At 70.8% G+C, this 25,650-nt stretch carries 24 protein-coding genes; 7 read left to right on the top strand and 17 right to left on the bottom strand.

The annotated features are described in order from the left end of the window. The first annotated feature begins 86 nt into the window (after positions 1-86). Complete coding sequence (locus BJY14_RS21070) at positions 87-380, top strand: hypothetical protein (RefSeq protein ID WP_179845207.1); 294 nt, start codon at positions 87-89, stop codon at positions 378-380. A 255-nt stretch (positions 381-635) separates the two neighbouring features. Here the strand turns inward: BJY14_RS21070 and BJY14_RS21065 are convergent, their stop codons facing one another. From BJY14_RS21065 to BJY14_RS21055, 3 genes are all read right to left on the bottom strand, one after another. Continuing rightward, entirely contained in the window at positions 636-956 is a 321-nt protein-coding gene (locus BJY14_RS21065) for an immunity protein TriTu family protein (RefSeq protein ID WP_179845206.1), read from the bottom strand. Between the two features lie 224 nt (positions 957-1,180). After that, on the bottom strand, positions 1,181-1,747 hold the full coding sequence (locus tag BJY14_RS21060; RefSeq protein WP_179845205.1) for a carboxymuconolactone decarboxylase family protein: 567 nt from the start codon (positions 1,745-1,747) through the stop codon (positions 1,181-1,183). Positions 1,748-1,937: 190 nt separating this feature from the next. Continuing rightward, a complete protein-coding gene (locus tag BJY14_RS21055) occupies positions 1,938-2,486 on the bottom strand; it encodes a DUF4265 domain-containing protein (RefSeq protein WP_179845204.1) in 549 nt (182 codons plus the stop codon). A 164-nt stretch (positions 2,487-2,650) separates the two neighbouring features. Between BJY14_RS21055 and BJY14_RS21050 the strand changes: the two genes are divergently transcribed. Beyond that, positions 2,651-3,820: an IS110 family RNA-guided transposase gene (locus BJY14_RS21050; protein ID WP_179845203.1), complete on the top strand. Its 1,170-nt coding sequence runs from the start codon at positions 2,651-2,653 to the stop codon at positions 3,818-3,820. A 1,087-nt stretch (positions 3,821-4,907) separates the two neighbouring features. Here the strand turns inward: BJY14_RS21050 and BJY14_RS21045 are convergent. After that, entirely contained in the window at positions 4,908-5,249 is a 342-nt protein-coding gene (locus tag BJY14_RS21045) for a hypothetical protein (protein ID WP_179845202.1), read from the bottom strand. 346 nt (positions 5,250-5,595) lie between these two features. Between BJY14_RS21045 and BJY14_RS21040 the strand changes: the two genes are divergently transcribed. Continuing rightward, on the top strand, positions 5,596-6,054 hold the full coding sequence (locus tag BJY14_RS21040) for a hypothetical protein (RefSeq protein ID WP_218905527.1): 459 nt from the start codon (positions 5,596-5,598) through the stop codon (positions 6,052-6,054). Positions 6,055-6,224: 170 nt separating this feature from the next. Further along, complete coding sequence (locus BJY14_RS21035; protein WP_312879336.1) at positions 6,225-6,884, top strand: YdcF family protein; 660 nt, start codon at positions 6,225-6,227, stop codon at positions 6,882-6,884. A gap of 735 nt (positions 6,885-7,619) precedes the next feature. Here the strand turns inward: BJY14_RS21035 and BJY14_RS21030 are convergent. Next, positions 7,620-8,069 carry a DUF5958 family protein gene (locus BJY14_RS21030; RefSeq protein ID WP_218905525.1) on the bottom strand — a complete coding sequence of 150 codons (450 nt, stop codon included), beginning with the start codon at positions 8,067-8,069 and terminating at the stop codon, positions 7,620-7,622. A gap of 132 nt (positions 8,070-8,201) precedes the next feature. On the opposite strand from BJY14_RS21030, the gene BJY14_RS21025 reads away from it, so the two are divergent. Beyond that, complete coding sequence (locus BJY14_RS21025; RefSeq protein WP_179845200.1) at positions 8,202-8,471, top strand: hypothetical protein; 270 nt, start codon at positions 8,202-8,204, stop codon at positions 8,469-8,471. Between the two features lie 13 nt (positions 8,472-8,484). Here BJY14_RS21025 and BJY14_RS21020 read toward each other — a convergent pair whose 3' ends face one another. After that, positions 8,485-9,513, bottom strand: a complete 1,029-nt coding sequence (locus BJY14_RS21020) for a glycoside hydrolase family 113 protein (RefSeq protein WP_179845199.1) — start codon at positions 9,511-9,513, stop codon at positions 8,485-8,487. Positions 9,514-9,627: 114 nt separating this feature from the next. Between BJY14_RS21020 and BJY14_RS21015 the strand changes: the two genes are divergently transcribed. Next, on the top strand, positions 9,628-10,230 hold the full coding sequence (locus BJY14_RS21015) for a TetR/AcrR family transcriptional regulator (protein ID WP_179845198.1): 603 nt from the start codon (positions 9,628-9,630) through the stop codon (positions 10,228-10,230). 141 nt (positions 10,231-10,371) lie between these two features. Here the strand turns inward: BJY14_RS21015 and BJY14_RS21010 are convergent, their stop codons facing one another. Further along, positions 10,372-11,409 carry a LacI family DNA-binding transcriptional regulator gene (locus BJY14_RS21010; protein ID WP_179845197.1) on the bottom strand — a complete coding sequence of 346 codons (1,038 nt, stop codon included), beginning with the start codon at positions 11,407-11,409 and terminating at the stop codon, positions 10,372-10,374. Between the two features lie 164 nt (positions 11,410-11,573). Between BJY14_RS21010 and BJY14_RS21005 the strand changes: the two genes are divergently transcribed. Continuing rightward, on the top strand, positions 11,574-12,935 hold the full coding sequence (locus BJY14_RS21005; protein ID WP_179845196.1) for an amidase: 1,362 nt from the start codon (positions 11,574-11,576) through the stop codon (positions 12,933-12,935). 56 nt (positions 12,936-12,991) lie between these two features. Here BJY14_RS21005 and BJY14_RS46605 read toward each other — a convergent pair whose 3' ends face one another. From BJY14_RS46605 to BJY14_RS20960, 10 genes are all read right to left on the bottom strand, one after another. Continuing rightward, positions 12,992-13,120 carry a hypothetical protein gene (locus tag BJY14_RS46605; RefSeq protein WP_281382114.1) on the bottom strand — a complete coding sequence of 43 codons (129 nt, stop codon included), beginning with the start codon at positions 13,118-13,120 and terminating at the stop codon, positions 12,992-12,994. A gap of 102 nt (positions 13,121-13,222) precedes the next feature. Next, complete coding sequence (cydC, locus tag BJY14_RS21000) at positions 13,223-14,965, bottom strand: thiol reductant ABC exporter subunit CydC (RefSeq protein ID WP_179845195.1); 1,743 nt, start codon at positions 14,963-14,965, stop codon at positions 13,223-13,225. 202 nt (positions 14,966-15,167) lie between these two features. After that, on the bottom strand, positions 15,168-16,823 hold the full coding sequence (cydD, locus tag BJY14_RS20995; protein ID WP_179845194.1) for a thiol reductant ABC exporter subunit CydD: 1,656 nt from the start codon (positions 16,821-16,823) through the stop codon (positions 15,168-15,170). Continuing rightward, a complete protein-coding gene (gene cydB / locus BJY14_RS20990; protein ID WP_179845193.1) occupies positions 16,820-17,827 on the bottom strand; it encodes a cytochrome d ubiquinol oxidase subunit II in 1,008 nt (335 codons plus the stop codon). The genes cydD and cydB overlap by 4 nt, the downstream gene beginning before the upstream one ends. A 9-nt stretch (positions 17,828-17,836) precedes the next feature. Beyond that, complete coding sequence (locus BJY14_RS20985; RefSeq protein ID WP_179845192.1) at positions 17,837-19,255, bottom strand: cytochrome ubiquinol oxidase subunit I; 1,419 nt, start codon at positions 19,253-19,255, stop codon at positions 17,837-17,839. A 193-nt stretch (positions 19,256-19,448) separates the two neighbouring features. Then, positions 19,449-20,297, bottom strand: a complete 849-nt coding sequence (locus BJY14_RS20980) for a S1 family peptidase (protein ID WP_179845191.1) — start codon at positions 20,295-20,297, stop codon at positions 19,449-19,451. 145 nt (positions 20,298-20,442) lie between these two features. Then, positions 20,443-21,726: a hypothetical protein gene (locus BJY14_RS20975; protein WP_179845190.1), complete on the bottom strand. Its 1,284-nt coding sequence runs from the start codon at positions 21,724-21,726 to the stop codon at positions 20,443-20,445. Continuing rightward, a complete protein-coding gene (locus BJY14_RS20970) occupies positions 21,726-22,991 on the bottom strand; it encodes an ATP-grasp domain-containing protein (RefSeq protein ID WP_179845189.1) in 1,266 nt (421 codons plus the stop codon). Before BJY14_RS20970 ends, BJY14_RS20975 begins: the two co-directional genes overlap by 1 nt. Positions 22,992-23,002: 11 nt before the next feature. After that, complete coding sequence (locus BJY14_RS20965; RefSeq protein WP_179845188.1) at positions 23,003-24,364, bottom strand: MFS transporter; 1,362 nt, start codon at positions 24,362-24,364, stop codon at positions 23,003-23,005. Next, positions 24,361-25,629, bottom strand: coding sequence for an ATP-grasp domain-containing protein (locus BJY14_RS20960; RefSeq protein WP_179845187.1), 1,269 nt, complete (start codon positions 25,627-25,629; stop codon positions 24,361-24,363). The genes BJY14_RS20965 and BJY14_RS20960 overlap by 4 nt, the downstream gene beginning before the upstream one ends. Positions 25,630-25,650: the final 21 nt, after the last annotated feature.

Below are 25,650 nucleotides of genomic sequence, written 5' to 3'. Positions count from 1 at the left end.
CGCGCCGCTGTCAACGCCTCTATTCTGTGCGCGAGTCCTTTGCCCGCCTCAGGGAGCCCATGTTGTCGACTGAGCACGCTGTGTTCTTGAAGTTCGCCCTCACCGGTGACGGGTACGGCACTGAGCCGGAACGAGGTGCGATCTACGCGCTGGCGCATCAACTTGAAGAAGCCCTTGAAACAGCGGGTGATGGCGAGGTCGACGGTCACGAGTTCGGCCAGAGCACTGCGCAGATCTATCTCTACGGCCCTGATGCCGAGAGGCTGCTCCAGGCCATTCGGCCGGTGCTTCGAACGGCTGGTCTCCGACCGAACGAGGCTGTCCTTCGCTTCGGGGACGTCGACGATGAAAGCTGCCGGGTTGAGGTCGTGCCGCTCTGACGAGGTCGACCCGCGGGGGAGTTCGGCGTGCGCTACTGGGGATCCCCGTGGTTCCCCAGGCCCCTCCGGACGGGTTCGTTCGTCCGTGGTGGTGCGTGCCCAGGCCGGACGCGGGATGAGCGCCTTGCCATGTGTGCAGGCCGCGGGGCGGTGCTGCGGGCCATCAGCGGGCCATTAGGCATGGTGATCAAAGAGCGAGAGCGGTCACTTGAGGATCAAGGTTCGTCGAGGTGGGACGTCTGACCGGGGGTGTCCCTATGGGTTTGAAGCGGTGGGGCGCCGGTTGAGTAGATCGGTGAGGTCGCCGAGGCGGGTGGCCAGGTCTTCGTGCGTGGCGAGGTCGTAGTGGATGCTCGTGGTGGCATCGTCGGTGGGGTGACCGAGGTCGAGTTCGGCCTCTCCGCTGCTCCATATGGTGAGCTGGGCGAGGTTGTGGGTGTTTTCGCAGGTGACCCAGACTGAAGGCTTGTCGGTCTTGGGTCCGGTGGTGATCTGCCACTGGGTGCCAGTTGCTTCCCAGGCCGGACCGCGGTCTTGGATGGCTGCGGTGATCAAGGCTCGGGTGAACTCGCTCATATGAGTGACCATCTCAGTCGGGGGCGTCAGGCTGCCTGAGTGGCTGGTCGACGTGTTGGTTGGTAGGGCTGCTTGTCGAGGAGCATTGCGTAGAGGATGTGGCTGCGTCGGCGGGCGAGGCAGAAGAGGGCGGCGTTTGTTTCTGTTCAGCCTTGGCCCTCGCGCTCAGGGGCAGCGCCGGCCGCGCCGTCGACACGGCCGGGCTTACCGGCGTGATTGCCGGCTTACGTGTCGGCGTGCGCTTCCGGGCGGCCGAGTATGGCCAGGTATCCGCCGCTGACGATCGCGTTGGCGGACGCCGTGTACTCCTTGGGGTCGTCGGGCAGGGTCGTGCCGAGGCCGTCCACGTACCGGTTGAACATGCAGAACGCCGCGGCGATCAGCACCGTGTCGTGTACCTCGACGTCGGTCGCGCCCTCGGCGCGAGCGGCGGCCACGTCCTCGGGCCGCACGTCGCGCCCGCTCCGCTGGACGGCGCCGGCCACCCGCAGCAGGGCCTTCAGCTTCGGCGATACGGGTGCGCTCTCGAGGTCGGCCCGTACCTGGTCGACCAGGGCGATGCCCTCGGGGAGCTGGGCGGCGGCGAACGCCGCGTGTGAGCTGGTGCAGAATTCGCACTCGTTGAGGGCCGAAACGTAGGAGGCGATCAGTTCCCGCTCGCCGCGGCTCAGGGAGCTCGGGCCGCGTAGCAGCACCTCGGCCAGCTCGCTCAACGGGCGCGCGGTCTCGGGCCGGTAGGCGAACAGCGAGATGATTCCGGACGCGTCGTTCCCCAGGGCGATATGCGGCATCGGCTCTCCAAACGTCGTCCCCGCATCGGGATTCGCTCTCCGTGCACTTGGGAGTGTCTCGCATCGGGCACGCCGAGGGCAGGGGTGAAAGGGGGACAACTCTGGCCATGTCAACCTTCGGCTTCGCGGGCCAAAGGGACTGGCGGCTCATCCTCACCACCCATGCCGGAGCGAATACGCGGGTCCATGGCTACCACCAGTTCAACAGGGTGCCGCTGTCGTGTGTGACGTTCCCGTACCACCACTCGGCGTTGGCCGTGGCGGCCCACTCATTCATGATCGACTCGACGTGGGGGAAGCCCGCGGCCGCAGGGACGGTCACGACGATGAATCGTAGATCGGCAGGAGCCTCTACCAGCCCACCCAGCGGAGTCATCGCCTCGCGCAAGCGATCGACATCCGAGGGGACGAATTCTTTGACCGGCCCCGCTTGCACTGCCAGGTTGCCGCCACGGTGCAGCACTCGAACTCGCATCGTCTCGTCGAGGGTCACGATGTCGCCGGCGGCGCACCCGAGGACGAGCGCTGGAGTACCGACGACCTCGTATCGTCCGTCAGTCAATCGCTTTGCAGGCACCAGTTCATAGACCGGTTCCCCATCGGGCTTGGTGCCGGCCCAGGCCCTGACGTGCACATGAGTGTCCTGGTCAGTGGTCCCTACCGTTGACGTATCCAGCCCGTCGTAGGGTGCGGATGCCCCGGCAGGGGCGGGTGTGGCTTTCAGTGGTCTGCCGTTCATGTGTGGCTTCCTATGACTTGCCGCCCGCTCCTGCGTGACGGACTCGGCCTCTGATTGAGAGTTGCGAGCGCATCGCTGTGTAGGGACCTGACGGCGAGGTCGTCTGCGGGCTGGACCGAGAAACCCTCAGGTGGGAGGCATGGTTGGAACGCGCGTGGGCCGGGATGGACATCGGCCGCCAGTATCACCACGTCGCCGTGGTCGACACCGAGGGCGAGCGGTTGCTGTCGCGGCGGGTGGCCAACGACGAGACGGCGTTGCTGGAGGTAATCGGCCAGGTCATGGATGTGGCCGGGCAGGTGACCTGGGCGATCGACCTGAACAGCAGCGAGTCGGCGCTCCTGTTGACCTTGCTGCTCGATCACGACCAGAGGGTCGTCTACGTGCCCGGGATGACCGTCAACCGGGCCGCCGAGGGCTACAAGGGTGCGGGCAAGACCGACGCCAAGGACGCTCTGATCATCGCCGATCAGGCCCGGATGCGCCGCGACCTGACCATCCTGGACGGCGATGACGAGCTGATCGTCGAGTTGCGGCTGCTGGTCGCCCGCCGCCGCGACCTGGCCGCCGACCGCACTCGCGCGGTCAACCGGCTGCACGACCAGCTGCTGGCCATCTGCCCCGCGCTGGAACGGGCCCTGGAGCTGACCAACCAGGGGCCGCTGGTGCTGCTGACCGGCTTCCAAACCCCGGCCGCGCTGCGCGAGATCGGCATCGACGGCCTGACCGACTGGCTGCGGGCCCGCAAGGTCCGCAGCGCCGCCGCGCTGGCGGCCAAGGCCGCCGCCGCGGCTGCCACCCAGCACACCACATTGCCCGGCGAGCAGATGGCCGCCCGCCTGGTGGCGCAACTCGCCGAGGGGGTGATCACCCTCAACGAGCAGCTCAAGGACCTCGACCAGCTCATTGAGGACCGGTTTCGCCGCCATCCGTCTGCCGAGGTGATCATCAGCATGCCCGGCATCGGAGTCCTGCTGGGCGCCGAGTTCCTCGCCGCCACCGGCGGCGACATGGACCGGTTCGCCTCGGCCGACCAGCTGGCCAGCTTCGCCGGCGTCACCCCAGTACCCCGCGACTCCGGCCGCGTCCACGGGAACCTGCACCGGCCCCAGCGCTACAACCGCGCGCTGCAACGCGTCTTCTACACCTCTGCTCTGATCAGCATCCAGTCCTGCCCCGACTCCAGGCGCTTCTACGACCGCAAACGCACCGAGGGTAAACGTCACACTCAAGCCGTGCTCGCACTGGCCCGACGACGCGTCAACGTGCTGTGGGCCCTGCTGCGCGACGGACGCGTCTACCAACTCACGCCTCCCTTGCCCGCTGCGGCTTGACAACGTCATTGAGAGTCATCCTCCATGCTCGCACGATGCTGGCGCGTGCTTCCGCAGCACTCGGTGCGGGGCAGTGGGTGGTGGCACTGCTCGATTTGGTGCCACGATGTCGGGATGGCCATCACACAACGGCATTAATGGGACGGCGACCGCCGGGCCGCGTGCGTGCGACGCGGTACACCAGGGACGCCGAGTCCGCTCCGAGCGTCCCTGACAGAGTTCCCGCCAAGGTTCTGCGGGAGATCACGGAAGCCTCACGGGCCGGGAAGTGCCTCGGTGTCGAGTCGATGACCACGGCTCTCGCGGCGCTGAAATGGTTCCTCCGGCAACCAGGCCGGAGACTGACGGCGGAGGTGTACCCCACCTGCCCGTGTCATGATCCACGGGAGGCGCTGGACACGCTCCACGAGATCGCTGCGGCTCTCCCTCCGAACTCCCGGCGTCAGGTCTTGGCAATCGTGGCCCCGCTTGCGGAGCAATATCAGGCCCGCACTCTGCATGATCCGTCCACACCGGAAGATTGGCCATGGTGGCGAAGGCGCATCGCTGATCTCTGAATGCCGTGCCCGATCGCTTCGCGTCCCTGAGCCCTCGTACTCGAGCGGCGTCACGGGTACGCGGCGCCGCTTCCTGCGTCATCTCTCAGCGAAGCCGCCGTGTACAACGCCTGCCTGTGCAGCGCGGCGCTGGCGCGAAACCGAACCCGGGCGCACCGATCCCGTTCATGGTCGGGCGTTGCGTCGGTGCACGTACAGCGAGACGCCAGCCATTGCAGATCTTCCGGGGCCAGCCACAGGGCAAGTCGGCCAAGGCTTGCCTCACGGTCGGGATCCGTCGGCTCTGGAGGTCTCGGCATGACGCCAGGTTAGGCCACCCGAATACAGCAGAGCTTCCGGCGGGGCCTCGCGGGTCTGCGGCGTCGCTACGTCGGTCGCCCGAGTCGTCCGCCCGAGTGAACTCCCGGCATCCGCTTACGTACAGATTCCGCCTGGCGCCCTCGGCTTCCGTCAGCTCCATGAGGCCGAACCACAGCGCCCGAACCGTGGAGGCCTGCTCAATGGTTGAGCGCCACCAGGAAATAAAGATCTCAGGGTCGCTTATCCCTGTCTTGTTTCCGGCTCGGTCGGTTGATTGTGCTTCCGGCGGGGGGATCCTGCTGGTCACGGACGAAGGTTGCTCCGGCGTGCCGGGCGCTTTCGGCTACCTCCACGAGCAGGCGGCGTAGGACCTCTGTGGGTATCCGCGACGAGTCCAGTACCAGTACCTCGCACGGGCGATCCATGTCCTCATCCGGCACCAGCACATGCGCCAGCGGGCCGCCTTCCCCGCTCATGTCGGTCAGTTCGATGCTCCAGGCATCGTCCGGCAGGGCGTAGTAGCTGAGCAGTTCGTAGACCGTCCCGCCGTGCTCCAGGTACTCCGTGGGCATTCCCTGATCATCGCAGTTCACTGCAGAGGTGGCCGTCCCTGCTGAGTTCGCGGGCCCTTGCGACGGCTGCGCGAGTTCTTGCCCATAGGCCGTTGGAGGCTCGGTCTCTCGTGCGCCTAGTGGCGGGAGCACTCCATTAATGGCGCGGTGCCTCCTGTCCGAGGGGACTCGTTAGTGTTCGCAGAGGCTTGGCGGAGGTGGATGAGATCCGTGCTGGACGGGCATCTGTCGCGGCGCGTGCCCGGGCGGCCGCAGAGTGCACATGGTGGAAGGTGTGCAGGTCACAGCGGAGACAAGAGATCATCCGGCTCTGGCGGAACCACCCCGGTCGCCGTAGGGTTCACGCGTGATCAAAATTGGAGGGCGCGCGCTGCGCCTGGCCGCTGTCATGCTTCCTACGCTGACCCTGACGACCGTGCTGGCGTCCACTGCGCCGGCGAGTGCGGCAGGCCCGTCGTGCGGGTCGAGGTACGCCCTGCGCAGCACCCATTCCATCTACGTGAACTCCAAGGTCCGCGGCTATCTCAAGGTCTACTACAACTCCTCGAACGGCTATAACTGCGCGCTGGCCGTCCGCAAGGGCTCGACGTCGCTCTACAGCATCAAGCTCAAGCTCTGCGTCTACAACGCGGCCAGGACCAAGTACGGCAACTGCAAATACGACGGTTACAGCAAGCGGAACCATTGGTACTCCGGGCCGCTCTACGTCTACGCCCGTCATCGGTGCCTGTACGTCAAGGCCTCCATCAACACCAACGGTGCGCACACGGGAGAGCTGACCGGCAAGAAGGTTCACTGCGGCTGACCATTCGCTTCTCGCGGTCGGTTGTCGGGCGGTCGCGCGGGCGACGACCGGAGTCGCCGCCACCTTGGACCTAATTGAAGTTCGGTCTATGGGCGCGTCCGCCTGATGTCGCGGTCCTCAAGGTCTAGAGTCCCGCCGTGCACGGATGTCCACGTGAGAGGGGAAGGTCCGTGCCCGAGACCTTGTTGCCCGACGCGTACCGCTCCGACGTGGAAACCCTGTGGGACTACCACGACATGCACCACGCGATCCGGCCTACCGATGTCGCCATCGGACTGGGCAGCCATGATCTCGGTGTCGCCGCCTTCTCGGTGGAGCTTTACCGCGGGGACATGGTCCCTCGCATCGTGTTCACCGGTGCCAACGCGCCGACGACGATCGAGCGGTTCCCGCGGGGCGAGGCCGTTCACTACCGCGAGCACGCCATCGCGCTCGGCGTTCCCGATGAGGCGATCCTGGTCGAGTCCGAAGCCACCAATACGGGTCAGAACATCGAGTTCACTCGCAGGCTGCTCGCCGAACGCGGGATCGAAGTCCGCTCGGCGACGCTGGTCTCTCGGCCCTACCAGCAGCGCCGCGCCTACTCCACCGCCAAGAAACTGTGGCCGGAACTCGATGTCGTCTGCGCGTCGCGACCGCTCCCGTTGGACGAGTACATCGTGAGCATCGGGGACGTGAACCGTGTTGTCGACATGCTGGTGGGCGACACGCAGCGCATCATGGTCTACCCAAGCCAAGGATTCGCCATCCCGCAGGACATGCCGTCCGAAGTCGAGGCCGCCTACCGCCGTCTGGTCGAGGCAGGCTTCACAAGCAGGCTCGTCCGATAACCGTCCCATGTGAGAACGAGCCCTTCAGCCCACCTCGGGCAAAATGACAGGCTCGCCTTCCCTGCTAATGGGACGGGTGCGTGTGGTTATCTGCGAGCTCCCATAAGCGGGGCCGTGTCGCCGGCAGCGCGAGGCGGCTCTGCAAGGGGGCCGACCGCCGTTCGTTCATGGGACCGGTCCCTCCGCGCAGTGCGGAGGGACCGGCCGGTTGATCAGCCGCTCAACCGGCCTGGCCCACGCGAGGACCAGGCCCGGCCGGAACTAGCAGCTGTGACCGTCACACACCGAGCAGAACGACACCTGGCAGATCATGCACGTCTGCTGCACGTGGCCGGGCATGTCGCACGCCTGGACGATCGGAGGCGCCTCGGTGGTCACGGAAGCGACCGCCGAGCACCCGATGCCGGGGATGAGCGGCGGCGCTCCGATGACCGAGGGAGCGACTGCCGACCACCCGCTACCGCATAAAAACGGAGGCACTCCCATGACCGGAGCCCCCGTGCGCGTGTTATCCACCGTTATCTACCACCTTTGTCTCTAGTTTGAGCCCCGAAGTTGCCAGGGCGGCACCGGGAGGAACCGGTGCCAACAGAGGACCGTGCGGAGGCGAGGTGAATGCGCAACGAATCAGGGAGTTCGCCCCATGAGGTGAGCATCCGGAACGTGCAACACTTTTTCCGCGAATGGCCGCGAAATTGTAATGTGCTGATCGAGCCCTGCCCATGGCGAAACGGTTTATGGGCCGTCCGGCTGCTCATCGCGCCGCGTGATCAGGCGGATGCTGGGCTCTGCCGGTGCCCCAAGGTGATGCCAGGCGTGGCCGCATCCGTCCGAGCAGAGGCGCGCCCGGCGCCGGCCGTCAGAGACGCCCAGCAGTGCGACGAGCAGACGGAAGGACCTGAGCCGCTCGTCCTCGGGCAGATTGACGATTTTCGCCAGCTGGACTTCCATCCGACCTCGCTGCAGCAGCACCGCCGGGGTGTGCGTCGGCCGGATGCCCGCGCGGCGAATGGCCTCCGTGGCGTTCTCGCTGGTCGCGCCGGCTTGGGTGCAGAACATGGCAAGCCTCGAGAGGGCGTCATGCCGCTGGTCGCTCGTCAGGCTCTCGAACCAGGCGATGCCGTCGGCGATCGGCCGGAGGCCTTGGGCCGACATGTTGAGAACGAGTGACGTCTCGTCCACCACGATCACCTCCAGGAGTCGCGTCGTCCGCCCGGGCCGAAAGCCATAGAACCAGGTCGGCGATGAGTCGGGCATTCTGGTCGCCAGTGGCATGGGCGCCGCCGTTTGGCGGCTTGCCTTCGGTGGGCGGGACGGATGAATCTGAGCGAGGCCAAGCGGGAGTACCGGGAGGTGCTGGAGGCGTTCGCCGGGTCGGACGAGGCGGTGTCCGAGGCCTGGCTGGCGGACGTCCAGCGGCGCCTGGACGGTGTGCGCAAGCGCGCGATGCGTCAGATCGACCAGTACACGACGCGTAGGTTCCTTTCGGTCAACCAGCGGCGGGGAATGGTCACCAAGCTGGAGTGGATGCACCAGAAGGCGCATGCCGAGGTAGTCGCCATCGCGGCGCAGCGGCAAGGGGAATGATGCACGGGAGGTGCTAAGCCTGTCGCGAGCGGCTGCGGCCGTATTCGGCAAGGGTGTGGAAGGCGGCCTTGGGTTCCCAGGGCATGTCCGGGTAGGTGGTGCCCTTGCCTGGGAGGACCTTGACGATGCCGAAGGACGCCTTGTCGAAGTCGAGGGCGTCGGTGTCGGCGTGCGGCAGGTCGTAGCGGGCGAAGGTGTAGACGAAGGCCGCGTCGATCCCCGAGCCCTCGAAGACGCCGAGGAGTTCGCGCAGGTAGTCGGCCTGCTCCTGCTCGTCTCGGACGACCGGGCGGGTGAAGCGGGCGGGACGGGCGCGGTCGTTCCATTCGATGACCTCGTCGCCCCGGCTCGCGATGGCGGCGGCGCCGCGGTAGGGGGCGCAGCCGAACTCGGTGACGGCCGCGGGCCTGCCGTGGGCGGTCAGGGCCCGCAGCCCGGCCGGGAGCTGGTCGGCGTTCTGCGCGTCGCGGTAGCCGGCGTCGGTGGCGACCAGGTCGAACGGTGTCCAGTCGACGCCCTCGAACGGCAGCGAGGCGTAGCCGACGCGGCCGCCGAACTCGGCGCGCACGGCCGCGACGGCCTTGCCGAGGAAGGCGTTGATCGCGGTGGGCAGGGTGGCCAGCGCGGCGCGGAGCCGCTGTGGGTCGGAGAGGACGGCGGCTCTCTCCTGGAGGGTGTCGCCGGGGAGGAAGCCGGCCGTGCAGATGGAGATCTCCGAGCCGGTGAGGAAGACCACCTCGGCGCCGGTGCGGCGCAGCCTCTCCGCGCGGGCGGCGCTGTCGGTCAGGAAGTCGAGCAGTTCGTCCTGGCCGAGGCCGTTGGTGAACGGGCAGTACCAGACTTCGAGTCCCGCGTCGGCGGCGAGGCGGGCGGCCGTCTCCAGGCGGTCGCGGTCGCCGCCGGTGATCCGGACGGCGTCGCAGCGCAGGTCGTCGCGGATGACGGCCATCTCGCGGCGGACGGTGGCCGGGTCGAAGGGCTCGCGGGTGGTGGTCCCCGCGCTGGTGAAGCCCGTGTCGAAGTTGATGCCGAGGGCGCGCATGTCGTTCCTTCGCGTCGAAGTTACGGTACGCAACGTACCCTATGGTGATCGCCTTCGGCGCTGGATGGAGCACATCGGAGTACGCTTCGTACCCTAGAGCGGTGGAGGGGCGGCATGGCTGAGGGCGGTGGGTCGCGGCGGCGGGGGGCCGCGCTTGAGGAGGCGATCCTTCGGGCGGCGGCCGAGGTGCTGCGGGAGTCCGGTGCCGGCGGCCTGACCATGGACGAGGTGGCGCGGCGGGCCGGCACGAACAAGAACGCGATCTACCGGCGGTGGCCGAATCGCGTCGCGCTCGGCGTCGCCGCGTACCGCCGGCTGGCCGACGCGGAGATCACGGTCCCGGACACCGGTTCGCTGCGGGACGACGCTCTGGACCTGCTGCGCCGCGCGAACAGCACCTGGTCGTCGCCGTACGGGGAGATCCTTCGAGGTTTGATCGCGGCGGCCGGGAGCGCGCCTGAGGTGCTCGCCGAGTTGCGGGACGGCGGGGGCGGCGCTTATGAGGCGGCGTGGCTGACGGTGCTCGGACGCGCGGTGGCCCGCGGTGACGCCGCGGCCGAGGCGCTGCATCCGAGGGTCGCGTCCGTGCCGGTGGCGCTGCTGCGCAACGAGTACATGACGCGGGGCGTCCCGGCCGTGCCGGACGGCGTCCTCGTCGAGATCGTGGAAGAGGTCTTCCTGCCGCTGGTCCGGGGGCGCGCCGGTTTCAGCGGCTGAGGTTCTCGATGCCGCGGGCCGCGAGGTAGGCGGGGTCTTCGGTAACGGCTCTGCAGGACGATGGCCGGACGGTCTCCCTGGTCGACGAGTTTCATGAACGGGTCGAAGAGCCGGGTGAAGTCGGCCAGCGGGATCACGTCGTCACGCGGCGTTCTGCGCGGGGTCGGTGGACGCGCGGACGACGAGGCCCGGAGTGAGGCGCGCGGACGCAGGCGTCCCTCCGGCGAGCAGGTCGACGAGCAGGTCGAGGGCGCGCGCCCCCATCTCGTGCATGGGCGAGCGGACGCTGGTGAGGGGGATGGGCAGTTCCGCCGCCAGGGGGGTGTCGTTGTAGCCCGCGACGGCGACGTCCTCGCCGGGGCGCAGGCCCTGGTCGCGCAGGACGCCGAGCGCGCCGATGGCCGCGAAGTCGTTGACGGCGAAGATGGCCGTGGGCTGGGGGTCGTGGCGCAGGAGGCGCTCGGCGGCGGCCCGGCCACCGGCGGCGTCGAACCCGGAGTGGACGACGTGGGATCCAGGGACGGGGAAGCCCGCCTCCCGGTACCGGTCGACGAAGCCGGCGGTGCGGTCGGCGCCGGTGCTGGCGAAGGGTTCGCCCGCGATGACGCCCACGCGCCGGTGGCCGAGGGCGAGCAGGTGGTCGGCGACCAGGCGTCCGCCGAGACGGTCGTCGCAGGTGACGGACGGGTGCCCGCCGGCGTGCCGGCTGACCAGGACGAACGGGACGCGCCGCGCGGCGATCTCGTCGAGGAAGGCGGCGCCGGCGTGCGCGTCGCCGAAGACCAGGCCGTCGACGTGCCGGGACAGCGCCAGTTCGGTGCGCGCCCGCTGCTGCTCGGGCCGGTCGTGGCTGTTCATGACGAAGGTGGTGAGGCCGTGCCGGGCGGCGGCGTCCTCGATGCCCTCGTAGATCGTGGCGAGCACCAGGTCGGACAGCCGGGGGACGAGGACGCCGACGAGGTTGCTGCGCTGCGTGCGCAGGCTGGTGGCGTGCGGGTTGGGGCGGTAGTCCAGCCGGGCGGCCCAGCGCCGGATCTCGTCGGCGGTCTCGCGGGACGCGGCGCGCTGGGCGTCGTCGGGAGAGCCGTTGAGCACCCGGGAGACCGTGGAGACGTCGACGCCCGCCGCCTCCGCGATGGTGCGCAGCGTCGCGGGCCGCTGCCGGTCGTTGCGGGCCACTGCGTCCGCCTTCCTGCCGCCGTGCCCTTGACAGGGCCACCGTCCGGTGTCTTTTATACAACCCAAACGTTTGACCCAATCGTTTGGGTTGACGGAAGATCCACCCCAATCGTTTGGGAAAGAGGCGAAGCCGTGACACGACGGGTCGATGCGGGGTGGTCGGCGTGATCGGCCTGCCACCGGAGGCGGGCTGGTTCGCCAGGCGGACGGTCGCGGGACTGGCCGGCGACCTCCGGGCCGGGCGGTCGTCCCCGGGCGAACTCGTGGAGCGGGCGCTGGCGGAGGCGTCCAGGCTCCATGGGCTCAACGCGTTCGTCACCCTCGACGGGGCCGGGGCGCGCGAGGCGGCGGAGCGCGCCGGACGGGAACTGGCCGCGGGTCGGGACCGAGGCCCCCTCCATGGCATTCCCGTCGCGGTCAAGGACGTCGTCGACACCGCGGGGCTGCGCACCACCATGGGGTCCCGCCACTACGCGGACCGGGTGCCCGAGCACGACGCCGAGTGCGTGCGCCGGTTGCGCGCGGCCGGAGCCGTCATCGTCGGGAAGACCGCGACCCACGAGTTCGCCTTCGGGCCGACCGGTGACCGCTCGCTGAGCGGGGCGACCCGCAACCCCTACGGGGACGGGCGTCTCGCCGGGGGATCCAGCAGCGGGTCCGCGGCGGCGGTGGCCGCCGGGATCGTGCCGCTCGCGGTGGGCACCGACACCGGCGGCTCGGTGCGCATCCCCGCCGCCTGCTGCGGGATCGTCGGGCTCAAGCCCACGCTCGGCGCCGTGCCGACCGGCGGGGTCTTCCCGGTGTCGTCCTCCCTGGACACGGTGGGCCCGATGGCGCGGACCGCCGGCGACTGCCTGCTGCTGTGGAACGCTCTGACCGGAGGGGGCGCTCCGGACGCGGACGTCTCCGGCGTCCGCGTCGGCTGGGTTGCGCCGGACGCACTCCACCCCGGCGACCCGCGGGTGGCCGCCGCGGCCCGCGCCGTGCTGGGGCCGCTGCCCGTGCGGGACGTCGCCGTCCCGGACGTCGCGCGGTTGCGCTGGGCCTACACCGCGATCCAGAGCGGCGAGGTCCACCGGCTCCACGCGGGACGGATGGCCGCCGCGCCGGAACTCTACGACGCGGAGGTGCTGGCGCGCCTGCGCGCGGCCGGGCGGATCACCGAGAAGGACGCTGCGACCGCCCGCGAGCTGCGGGAACGGGTCCGCCGGGCGGTGACGGCCCTCTTCGGACGCGTCGAGATCCTCGCGATGCCCACCGTTCCGGTCGTCGCACCGCCTCTGGGCGCTCGAACCCTGGTGCTGGACGGGACTCCCGTCGACGTCCGCGCGGCGCTCCTGGCGTACACGAGCCCCTGGAGCGTGCTCGGGCTTCCCGCCGTCAGCCTGCCCGCCGGTCTCGTCGACGGGCTGCCCGCCGGCCTGCAACTGGTGGCCCGGCCGGGCGCCGAGCGCCTGCTCCTCGCCGCCGCGGCCCGGTACGCGCACGCGGAGCCCGTACCGGACGGGCCCACCACCCAGGCGTGAGCGGCGCTCGCCCGGGAGTGCGGTGAAGGCGCACTGAAGCGGCTGACCGCTTCAGCTCACGGCTGCGAGCTGGCGGGACGCGGCCAGAAGGGGGCGGCGGAGGTGTCGGCTCGGGCGGCGTCCAGGGCGCCGATCGTGGTGGCCACGGCGAGGAACACCATCGCGATTCGGAGGGTGATGCGCATCTGTGGAACCCCCGTTCCATCGAACGGATCCTGTACTCCGTGTGATGCCGACAGACCGGGATGTGTTCCCCGAATACCTCAGAAAACAGGTAGGCGGTCGGTCTACGTGAGCTGCGGAGCCGGTGCGGTGGCCTGCTCGCGTTGCCAGAGTGCGCGGTAGGGGCCGGGGCGGCTCACGAGGTCGGTGTGGGTGCCCCGGTCGGCGACGCGGCCCTCGTCCAGGACGATGATCTCGTCGACGGCGTCCAGGCCGGCGAGGCGGTGGGTGACCAGGAGGGTCGTCCGGCCCTCGGTGGCGGTGAGGAGGTCGGCGGTCAGCTCGTCGGCGATCGCGATGTCGAGGTGCTCGGCGGGCTCGTCGAGGAGCAGGATCGGGAAGTCGGCGAGGAGGGCGCGGGCCAGGGCGATGCGCTGGCGCTGGCCGCCGGAGACCCGGGCGCCGTGCTCGCCGACGCGGGTGGCGAGGCCGTCCGGGAGGGACTCGACCCAGTCGAGGAGCCGGGCGCGGCGCAGCGCGTCGCGGATCTCCTCGCCGGTGGCGGACGGACGGGCCAGGCGGATGTTCTCGCCGATCGTCGAGTCGAAGAGGTGCGCGTCCTGGGCGCAGAGGCCGACGAACCGGCGGACGTCGTCGCCGGAGAGGGCGCGAAGGTCCACGCCGTTGAGGGACGTCCGGCCGCCGGCGGGCTCCAGGAAGCGGAGCAGCACGGCGGTCAGGGTGGTCTTGCCCGATCCGCTCGGGCCGACGATCGCGCAACGGCGGCCGGGTGCCAGGTCCAGGGAGACGCCGTCGAGGGCGTAGGGCGCGCTGGGCGTCCAACGGGCTCGGAGGTTCTCGACCGAGAGCGTGTAGGGCGTCTCAGGCAGGGGCGCGGGGGTGTCCGGCTCGCGCACCGGGGGCGGACTGTCCAGGATGGCGAAGATGCGCGCGGCCGAACGGCGCACCCGCTCCAGGTGCTGCGCGGCCAGGGGCAGCCCGGCGACGACCTCGAACGCGGCCAGCGGGAGGAGGACGACGACCGCGAGCATAACGCCGTCGAGCGCTCCCGAGCGGACGGCCGGGACTCCGACGGCGAGGCTGCCCCAGACGGCCAGGCCACCGGCGAGGGCGGAGATGGCGGCGCCGAGGCCGGTCGTCGTAGCGGAACGGGCCGTGGCACGCGTGAAGTCGCGGTCGAGTTGCGCGGCCTTGGCGAGCTGCTCGGGAGCGGCGCCGTAGGCGATGAGCTCCGGTGCGCCCTGGAGGGTGTCGACGACGTGGGAGGTGAGTTCGCCGCGCAGGTCGGTCGTACGGCGCTCGGCGCGGCGGGAGACCACGCCGGACAGCCAGGGGGCGAAGACCCCGGCGAGCAGCAGGGCCAGCAGGAGGACGACGCCCGCCGAAGGCAGCAGCGCCCAGGCGAGCCCGACGGACGCGCCGCCCACGACGGCCGCCACGGTGCAGGGCAGCAGCACCCGCAGGAACAGGTCCTGGACGGCGTCGACGTCCGCGACCAGGCGGTTCAGGAGGTCGCCGCCGCGGAAGGCGGGAAGCCCGGCGGGAGCGAGCCTCTCCAGCCGCTCGTACACCCGGGCCCGCAGGTCGGCGAGGATCCGGAACGTCGCGTCGTGCCCGACGAGGCGCTCGACGTAGCGGAACACGCCCCGCCCGAGGCCGAACGCCCGGACCGCCACGATCGCGACCATCAGCATGAGCACCGGTGGATGCTGCGCCGCCCGGGAGATCAGCCACGCCGACGTCGCCATCAGCCCGACGCCGCTGCCGAGGGCCAGCACCCCGAACAGCACCGCGAGCGCGAGCCGTCCCCGCGCCGGGCGGGCGAACCGGAGAAGCCGGCAGATCATGCCTTCACCCCCGTCACCGCGGCGCTCCGCGAGAACGCCGAAGTTTCACGTGAATCATCCGCACCGGCAGTCCCTCCAGGGGCCGCCGGTGCGGCTCGGTGCTCGGAGCGCGGGGCCGTCCGGCGGGCCAGGGGCGATGCCGCGCGGCGAGGAGAGCATGCGTCCGGTCGGCCGGTGGAGGGCGCCTGCCGGGTGGTGGGGGTCATGTCGTCACCAGGGCGGGGGTGATGGGGACGGTGCGGTCGGCCATCGCGGCCAGGGCCGGGCGGTGGGCCACGAGGATGACGGTGCGGGACTCCGCCAGCCGGTGGACGGCGTCGAGGACGGCGGCCTCGCTCTCGGTGTCCAGGTTGGAGGTCGGCTCGTCCAGGAGGAGGAGCGGGGCGTCGCGGAGGAAGGCGCGGGCCAGGGCGATGCGCTGGCGCTGGCCCGCGGACAGGCCCGCGCCGCGGTCGCCCAGGGGCGTGTCGAAGCCTGAGGGGAGGGCGTCGACGAACCCGAGGGCGTTCGCGGCGCGGGCGGCCTCGCGGACCTCGGCGTCGGACGCGTCCGGGCGGCCGAGGCGGATGTTCGCGGCGACGGAGCCGGCGAACAGGTGCGGGCGCTGGGGGACCCAGGCGATGCGCTCGCGCCAGGCGTCCGGGGAGAGGTCGGCGAGGTCGTCCCAGTCGACCAGGACGCGGCCCGAGTCCGGGTGGACGAAGCCGAGCAGCACGGCCAGCACGGTCGACTTGCCCGCGCCGCTCGGGCCGACCAGGGCGACCGTCTCGCCCGGGTGGACTGTCAGGGAGAAGCCGTCGAGGGCGGGGACGTCGCGGCCCGGGTAGGTGACCGTCACCCCGTCCAGGCGGAGCGTCGCGCGGCCGGCGTCGGGGACGTCCCGCCGCGTCCCGGCGGGCGGCAGCGGCGTTTCGAGGACCTCGAAGATCCGCGCGGCGGCGGTGAGGCCCTCGACGCTCGCGTGGTACTGCGCGCCGACCTGGCGTAGGGGGAGGTAGGCCTCCGGCGCGAGGATCAGGACGAGCAGCGCGGTCTCCAGGCCGAGGCCGCCCTCCACCAGCCGGAGCCCGATCGACACGGCGACCAGGGCGACGGACAGGGTGGACAGCACTTCGAGGACGAGGGCGGACAGGAACGCGATCCGCAGGGTGGACATGGTCGCGCGCCGGTGCCGGCCGGTGATCTCGCGGATGCGGTCCGCCTGCGCGCGGGCCCGGCCGAAGATCTTCAGCGTGGGGAGCCCGGCGACGACGTCCAGGAAGTGGGCGGAGAGCAGGGAGAGCGTCCGCCACTGCCGGTCCATCCTGCGCCGGGTGGTGAGCCCGACCAGGATCGCGAAGACGGGGATGAGCGGCAGCGTCGCCGCGATCGTCACGGCGGAGAGCCAGTCGCCGAGCAGGATCCGCGCGCCGACCGCCACCGGGACGATCACCGCGAGGACGAGTTGCGGCAGGTAGCGGGAGAAGTAGTCGTCGAACGCGTCGATCCCGCGGGTGGCGAGGGTGGCGAGCTCGCCGCTGCGCTCGCCGGACAGCCAGCGCGGCCCGAGGGCGAGGGCGCGGGCGAGCAGGCGGCCGCGCAGCTGCGACTTCACCGCGGCGGACGAGCGGTGCGCGGCGACCTCCTGGAGCCACGCGACGAGCGTCCGGCCGAGGACGACGGCGAGGAGCAGCAGGAGCGGGGTGCGCAGGTCGCCGAGCGACGCGCCGTGCAGGAAGGCGCGGGTGAGCATCCCGGCGAGGAGGGTCGCCTGCGCGATGATCAGCCCGGCGGTGGCGGCGCCGAGCAGCACGGACGCCGCGAGGAACGGGCGCGTCGTGCGGGCGTGGCGCAGCAGCCGGGGGTCGAGGGGCTTCATGCGACCGGCTTCTTCATGGGGATGTGGGAGGTGCCGATCCGCTTGCGGAAGACCCAGTACGTCCAGCCCTGGTAGATCATCACGATCGGGGTGAACACGGCCGCCACCCAGGTCATGATCTTCAGGGTGTAGCCGGACGAGGCGGCGTTCGCGGTGGTCAGGCCGCCGGTGCCGAGGGTGGACGGCAGGACGTCCGGGAACAGCGACAGGAACAGGGTCGCGACGGCGAGCACGATGGCGGCGCCGGTCCCGACGAACGCCCAGCCCTCGCGGCCGCGCCGGTTCGCCGCCGCGGCGGCGAGCAGGCCTGCGGCGGCGCCCGCGGCGGTGAGCCAGGTGACGGGCTCGCCGTACTGGAGCTGGGTGATCAGCAGGAAGGCGCCCCCGGCGAGGACGGCGGCGACCGCGGCGAGGCCGGCGATCCGGCGGGCCCGCGCCCGGATGCTCCCGGACGTCTTGAGCGCGAGGAACACCGCCCCGTGCAGGAGGAACAGGGTCACTGTGGTGAGGCCGCCGAGCAGCGCGTACGGGCTGAGGAGGTCGCCGAGGGAGCCGACGAACTCGTGGTCGGCGTCCAGCGGCACGCCGCGCACCATGTTCGCGAACGCGACGCCCCACACGAAGGCGGGCACGAGGCTGCCCCAGAAGATGCACTTGTCCCAGCGGGACCGCCAGCGGGCGTCGTCGCGCTTGCCGCGGTACTCGAACGCGACGCCGCGGATGATCAGCGCGAGGAGGATCGCGAGGAGCGGCAGGTAGAAGCCGCTGAAAAGGGTGGCGTACCACTCGGGGAAGGCGGCGAAGGTGGCGGCGCCCGCGACGATGAACCACACCTCGTTGCCGTCCCAGACGGGGCCGATGGTGTTGATGACGACGCGGCGCTCGACGTCGTCGCGGCCGAGCACGGGCAGCAGCATCCCGACGCCGAAGTCGAAGCCCTCCAGGAAGAAGTAGCTCGTCCACAGGAAGGCGATGATGATGAACCAGGCGGTGGTGAGTTCCATGGTCGGCCCTCAGTAGGCGAACGCGAGCGAGCGCTCGGAGTCGGAGTCGGACCCGGGACCGTCGGACGGAGGCGGCAGCACCTCGTCCTCCGACGGCGGCCCGGCCTTGGCGTACTTGAGCATCAGCCCCGTCTCGATGACCAGCAGGACGCCGTAGAGCGCGGTCAGCGACGCGACCGAGATGAGCATCGACGACGCCGACACCCCGGGCGAGACGCTGGCCGAGGTCTTGAGCACGCCGAACACCGACCAGGGCTGCCGCCCCATCTCGGTGAAGATCCATCCGGCGGAGTTGCCGATGAAGGGCAGGGTCAGCGACAGGACGCCGATCCGGTACACCCAGGGGCTGGAGGGGAGCCTGCCGCGGCGCAGCAGCCACAGCCCGGCCAGCGAGACCAGCGCCATGGCGATCCCGGCGCCGGACATGACCCGGAAGTTCCAGTAGATGACGGGGGTCGCCGGCCGGTAGTCGCCGGCGCCGTAGCGCGCCTCCTCGGCGGCCTGGACGTCGTTGATCCCCTTGACCTCGCCGTCGAGGGTGCCGGTGGCGAGGAACGACAGCAACCGCGGCACCTTGAGGCCGAAGACCTCCTCGTCGCCGTTCAGCGTCCCCACCGTGAAGATCGAGAAGGAGGCGGGCCGCTCGGTCTCGTAGAGCGCCTCCGCGGCGGCCATCTTCATCGGCTGCTGCTCGGTCATGACCTTGCCCTGGAGATCGCCGGTGATCGCGACGCCGATGGAGGCGATCGCGGTGACGACCAGCGCGAGCTTCAGCGACGGCCGGAACACCTCGACGTTCTTGCGGCGGGCGAGGTGCCAGGCGCTGACGCCGGCCATGAACATGCCGCCGGTGGCGAACGCCGCCGTCATGGTGTGGGGGAACGCGACGAGCTGGGTGGAGTTGGTCAGGACGGCCCAGAAGTCGGTGAGGACGGCGCGCCCGGACTCGTGGTCGATCCGGTAGCCCACGGGGTGCTGCATCCAGGAGTTGGCGGCGAGGATGAAGTACGCCGACAGCAGCGTCCCGATGTGGACGAGCCAGATGCAGCCGAGGTGCAGGCGTTTGGGCAGCCGGTCCCAGCCGAAGATCCACAGGCCGAGGAAGGTCGACTCGACGAAGAAGGCGAGCAGGCCCTCGATGGCGAGCGGCGCCCCGAAGACGTCGCCGACGAACCGGGAGTAGTCACTCCAGTTCATGCCGAACTGGAACTCCTGCACGATGCCGGTGACGATCCCCATCGCGAAGTTGATCAGGAAGAGCTTGCCCCAGAACTTGGTGGCGCGCAGGTAGGCCGTCTTCCCCGTCCGCAGCCAGGCCGTCTGGAGCACCGCGACCAGCGCGGAGAGCCCGATCGTCAGCGGGACGAAGAGGAAGTGGTAGACGGTGGTGATCCCGAACTGCCACCGGGCGATGTCGACGGTGTCCATGGGCGCAGGCCTCTCCGGCTCATCTACTACAAGCTGTAGTACTTCATCCTGTCAGAAATACTACGAGCTGTAGTACTACGGCCGGTGGTTAGTTGTGTCACTCGCCCCGGACGCGGCTGGACGGGGCGGCGCGAGGGGTGCGCCGCCCCGTCCAGGGCAGGTGGGGGTTCGGGTCAGCGGCCCGCGTGGCGGATCACCGGGGGACGGTGCAGCCCGCGCGGTTGAAGTCGATGACGCTGCCGGGGGCGATGCAGGCGGCCAGGGTGTAGGTCTGCTGGGCGTATCCGATGTTCGGGTGCACCGTGACGGTGCCGGACTGGTCGACCTCGCACGGGTTGTTCAGCGTGCAGCGGCCGCCGTCCTCGTTGATGGTGTTGTTCGCCCCGACGACCTTGCCGGTCGAGGCGTCGACGAGCGGGGAGCCCGACGTGCCGCCGATGACGTTGCAGGTGGAGGTGTAGCGGATCGAGTCCTTGAACGTCCACTCCCCTTCCTTGAGACGGTAGGCGAAGCCGTCGATGTTGCAGGAGTAGATCCTGCGCCAGTAGCCGGAGACCACGCGCACGTCGGCGCCCGCCGTGGGGCGGGTGAGCGAGAGCTGGAGCGCCGGCGTCCGGTAGGACTGCTGGATGGCCGCGTAGCTCTGGCTGAGCCGGTACAGGGTCACGTCGGTGTCGGTCATGGTGGAGTACAGCACCCTGTTGGCGCGCAGCGTGCCGAGCGTGCCCGAGCCGCTGGAGTTGAGCAGGCTGAACGTGCGGCTGGACGCCCGGTTCGTGATGACCTGTCCGGCGCTGGGCATGCCGCCCTCGTAGCAGTGGCCGTTGGTGAGCACGAGCGCCGGGTCGCTGTCGGCGGCGGTCGGGGTGCGGACGAGCGAGCCGGAGCAGTTGCTCAGGGCGACGATCCCGGTGAAGTCGACCGCCTTGACCTGGGCGGCGGGCGCGGGGGCGGGGGCGGCGGAGGCGGGGGCGGCTCCGGCGGTCAGCGCGGCGGCGCCGACGGCCGCGGCGGCGAGCGCGCCGAGAAGGCGTCTGTGCATGGCGGGGGGTCCTCTCCAGTGAGGGGTGGCAGCGTGATGCTAACCACGGCACCGCCGTCCAGAAAGGTCAAAAGTGGACAAAAACGGAGGGCGCCTCGAATCTGGCAGGCATTGCCAAGCCCGGCCCGCGGCGCCCTCCCGGCGATCAGTAATGGAACGCGGAGGTCACCCGCGCGCCCTTCGTGCCGAGGTTGACGACCGACGCCCCGCCGGACGGGACGGCCCGGCAGAACGCGCCGCCGTAGCCGTCCGGGAAGACGAAGAGGCCCCACACGCCCAGCCAGTCCTCGACCGCGCCGGTCTCGTCGTTGAGCATCGGCTCGGCGGCGGGGACGACGCGGCGCTGGACGATGTAGTCCTCCTTCAGGCACCCGGCGACCGTCTCGGCCCACTCGCGGTCGGTCTGCTCCCAGCCCACGCGGATGCCCCTCCCCGACAGGCCCGCGACCGGCTTGAGGATCAGCTCGTCCCGCTCGGCCCGGACCTGGTCGGCCAGGTCGGGGGTGAGGGTCCGCGTCCACGGGAGGATGCGGTCGATCAGGGCGTTCTCGTCCGGCGACAGCTCCGCGCGCATGTCGGGATCGGAGACGAGCGGCAGGCAGCTCTTGTAGGAGAACATGGACGCCGTCAGGGGAGTCCACAGGACGACCTTGCCCTCCTCGTAGGCGCGCATGACGGCCTCGACGGGCTTGTCGTTGCGCGGGTCCCGCGCCACCTGGTGGGCGGAGAAGTACCGCAGGACGAGGTCGAGCGGACGGTCGTGCAGGTACAGCCGTCCGTCCTTCTCCTGCACCTGGTCCACTTCACCGATGAGCAGCTCGATGCCGTACCGCTTCATCGACTCCTGGAAGGAGCGGTGCAGCGACTCGTACGCCGCCATCCCGTCGACGGCCTCAAGCGTGGCGACGACGGGCGCCTCCTTCTGCGTGGCCTGGACGAACTGCCGCGCGATGGCCGCGGGCGTGTCGACGGTGGACAGGCCGTGCTCGTCGGCGAACGCGGCGAACTCCTTGTGGGCCAGCAGGCAGCGGTTGGCCTCGCTCATGTCGACGCCGCCCAGCTCGCTGCCGATGTTGAACTCCAGCAGCCGGAACCGGGATCCGTCGTCGTAGAGGTCGGCCCGCCCGTACAGGATCGGCTCCGCGTCGAATCGCGTCATGAGGTCGGTCCGGCGGGCGTCCGCGCCGACCGCGGCGCAGAACCTGCGGCGGTCGCCGTCGAACAGCCGGTCCGGCAGGGACGCCATGAGCCGGAACAGTCCGGCGAGGTCGTCCGCCGCCTGGCGCGTCCGCGTCTCCGACGACAGCAGCGGCCGCGTCGCCAGGTACCTGCCCCAGGCCTCGGCGAAGACGGGCGGGTACTCGGCCTCGGTCATGACGTCGCGCAGTGGCCCCTCGCCGGCCGCCTCCATGTACTTCGCGGTGACCATCAGCCGGCCCCCTCCACGTCGACGACCAGGTCCTTCTCGATCTTGCGGATGGCCTCGCGGTCGGCGTGGATCTGCTCCGGGTCCTCGTGGGCGAGGATGATGTAGCCCATCGTCATGCTGGCGAAGATGTCGGTGCTGGCGTCCACGTGGTCGCCGGTGCGCACGACCGCGACGGGCGAGTGGTAGCTCGGCAGCTCGCGGGCCAGGTCGTAGATCTCGGCGTTGCGCACGATCCCGGTCGAGTGCGACATCAGGAACACGGCCATGACGTTGCGGCGCAGCGTGTAGCCGGGCGGCAGCTCCGGCCCGCGCCCGCGCACCAGGTCGATCGTCCGGGTGACCTGGCTCTCCCCCGACGCGATGTAGGTGACCGCGGGGTTGCCCGCACCGGAGAGCCGCGCGTTGACCTCCAGCAGCCGGGGCCCGTCCGGGGTCATCATGATCTCGGTGTGCGCGGCCCAGTTGCGCAGCCCGACCGCGTCCAGGGAGGCGAGGCCATAGTCGATGAGCTCGCCGTAGGCGTCCCGGTCGTAGGGCAGCCACTCGACGCTGTCGTACACCGCGATGCCCTCGCCGAACGGGACCCGCCGGTACTTGATCATGTCGGTGATCGAGTGGCGGCCCCGGTGGCTGATCGTGTCGATCGCGTACTCGGTGCCGGTCAGCTGCTCCTGGACGAGCACCTCGTCGGCGAGCACGCCCAGCTTGTCGCGCGTGCCGATCATGCGGTCGAACAGCTCCCGCCAGCCCTGCCCGCCGGGCGCGCGGCTGACCCCGACCGTGCCCGCGCTGGCCGGGGGCTTGATGACCAGGTCCACCCCGGCGAGCTTCTCGCGCTCGATCCAGGCGGCGACCTCGGCGGGGTCGGAGGCGCAGATCTGCCGGGGGACGGGCAGCCCCGCGGCGGCGACGGCCTGGTGCATCGCGTACTTGTGGCGCCGGGCGTCCATCAGCGCGGGGTCGTTGGACAGCTCGGGCGCGAGGGCGTCGGTGCAGCGCTGCGCCAGCTCCAGCGCGGCCTCCGCGCCGTGGAAGATCGCGACCGGTTCGAGCGCGCCCAGCCGCGCGACGGTCTCCTCGACGTCGCCGTGGTGGTTGATCACCGCGTCGTAGGCGGCGGGGTCGTAGGCCCCCTGCATGGGGGCCAGCGCCGGCCCGTCGTAGTCCATGACGGCGACGGGGCTGAAGCCGGCCTCGCGCAGCGCGGGCGCGAGCAGCGCCGACGAGCTGAACGGCCGGACGACGGCGACGACGGGTTTGCTCATGCTCTTCACCTTCATGTCGGTTGATCCGTCGGTTGGCCCTGCGGCCCCGGGGAGTCCGGCGCGCCCGCCTCGTCCGCCGCGCCCGGCCGGCTCGCGGCCATGGCGGGCGGCTCCCCGGGCTCCTTCGCGGGCTCGTCCTCGCCGGGCCGCCGCCGCGACACCCCGGCCCCGGCGAGCACGAGGAGGCCGGCGAGCAGCCCGCACGCCCCGGTGAGCACCCACACGCCCGAGCCCCACGCGTGCCACGCGGCGATCCCGATCATGGGGCCGACGGCGTAGCCCACGTGCTGCGGGACGGTCGCCGCGGCGATGTAGCGGGCGCGCAGCGCGGACGGCGCGACCAGGCCGGGGTAGGCCATCATCGACGGCGCCGCGATGATCTCGCCGGCGGTCCACACCACGGTCGCGAGGATCAGCATCGTGACGGGGGACGGCCCGGTGTAGACGAGGTGGCCGACGCCCAGCATCGCCATGCCGAGCGCCATCGGCACCCCGATCGGCAGCCGCTGCGTCCACTTCGACAGCAGCACCTCGAACGCGATCACCATGAACCCGTTCACGGAGAGGAGCGCCGCGTACACCTTCTCCGTGTGCCCGGAGCCGGTGACGAACAGCGGCAGCGCGGCCGAGCTCTGGATGTAGGCGATGGCGGTGACGAAGAGGCCGAGGACGACGAGCATGAACCGCCGGTCGGCGAACACCTGCCCGTATCCGGCGCGCTTGCCGTCGCTCGACGCCGCCTCCCTGCCGGCCGGCTCGGGGTTGGAGCGCAGCGCCACGTAGGCGAGGACACCGAACGCCAGCGACGTCGCCGCGTCCACGTAGAACAGCGCGTCGTAGGAGGAGTAGGCCAGCAGCAGCGCGGCGCCGACCGGGCCGACCGTCGTTCCGACGTTGAAGGTCAGCCGCAGCACCGAGAACACGATGACCTGGCGGTCCTTCGGCGTCAGCTCCACGACCCAGGCGAGCGCGGCGGGCCGGTACGCCTGCGCGGTCAGGCCCGCTCCCCCGGCGACCAGCGCGCCGGTCCACACGTTCGGGACGTGCACGAGCGCCGCGGTCAGCACCGCCGTGCCGGCCATCGAGCCGATGATGGCGCGCCGGTAGCCGAACCGGTCGGCGGCGGCGCCGCCCGCCGCCGACCCGGAGATCCGCCCGATCATCAGCGCGGTCAGCACCACGCCGCTCTCCCACGCGGTGAAGCCCCTGTCGGTGAGGAACAGCACCAGGAACGCGTTGAGGAACGCCGCCAGATTGATGATCAGGTTGCCGAGGACGAGGATCCGGACGGTCCCGCTCATCTCCCGCAGCGTGGCGATGATCGTCGGGTGTTCCGGAGGAGCCGGGGGCTCGGGGGAGTCGGCGGAGCTCATGGCGCCGGCTCCAGCGGGACGCCCTCGAAGGTGAAGTACCGTCCGGCGTCCGGGATCGCGGCGCGGGTCTCCTCCAGGGTCTCCCCGATCGCGATGACGTAGCCGGTGCGGGCCAGGCCGTGCGGTGGCAGCCGCACCCGCGCGCCGGGCTGCGTCCCGACCTCGACCTCCGCGACGGGGGGTCGTATCAGCTCCCGGTGCGCGGTCGCCGAGGTGACCTCCATGTCGAACGGGGGATAGGCGAACCGGATGGACGCGGCCCTGCGCGGCTTCGGGAACCGCGGGGCGGGGCGGCGCCCCACCGCGACGTCGGCCGCCGCGAGCGGCCCGTCGACGCCGGAGGTCAGCAGCCCGAGGTAGGGGATCATCCCCCCGCCCAGCCGGACGTTGATCTCGATGACGTGCTTCGCGCCGTCCGGGGTGAGCTTGAACTCGATGTGCGTGACCCCGTCGGTGAACCCGACCGCCGCGTGGACCCGGGTGAGCATGTCGTGGAACCCGGCGTCGAACAGCAGCGGGTCGCCCGCGTCGACGTCGTGGCCGATCTCCTCGAACGCCAGGTCGCCGCTGCCCCCGAGCACCTTGCGCGCCACGATCAGCGGCGTGCACTCCCCCTGGAACAGGACGCACTCGACGGAGATCTCCGGGCCTTCGAGGAACTCCTCCACGACCACGTAGTCCTCGAACTGGCGGATGCCGCCCATCCGCGTCCCGTCGGTGAGCGCGAACGCGGCGTCCAGGTCCTCGGGCCTCTCGACCTTGCTGAGGCCGAGGCTGCCGCCGAGGTTGCGCGGCTTGACGATGATCGGGTACCCGATCCCGGCGGCGAACGCGCGCGCCTCCTCCAGCGACGCCACGGCACGGGACGCGGGCTGCGGGAACCCGGCGTCCCGCAGCGCCTCCCGCGTCGCGGACTTGTCCCGGCACCGCGCCACCGCGCCCGGGTCGAGGACGGGGAACCCGAGCGCCGCGCTGAGGTGCGCGGACGTCTCGATGTAGACCTCGTCGTAGCAGAACACCCCGGCGACCTCGTGGTCGCGGGCGACGTCGCGCGCCGCGGCCGTCAGCTTTTCGAGGTCGAGGCAGTCGACGACGGTGTGCCCGGCGATGTAGGGCTCCTCCCAGCTCGCCGGTGACGGGTTGAGCAGCCAGAGCCGGTACCGCTGCGACACCGACTCCAGGATGTACTTGCGGTAGACCCAGTAGCTGCTCGCGACCAGGAGAAGGAGCGGACGCTCGCCGCCCGCGGGCGGGTCATAGGACATGCGGACCTCGATCGCAGGTTG

It is taken from the genome of Actinomadura luteofluorescens (genome assembly GCF_013409365.1).
Classification (GTDB): Bacteria; Actinomycetota; Actinomycetes; order Streptosporangiales; family Streptosporangiaceae; genus Spirillospora; species Spirillospora luteofluorescens.
Note: the sequence above shows the minus strand (reverse complement) of the source record. Positions and strands in the feature narration are given on the sequence as shown.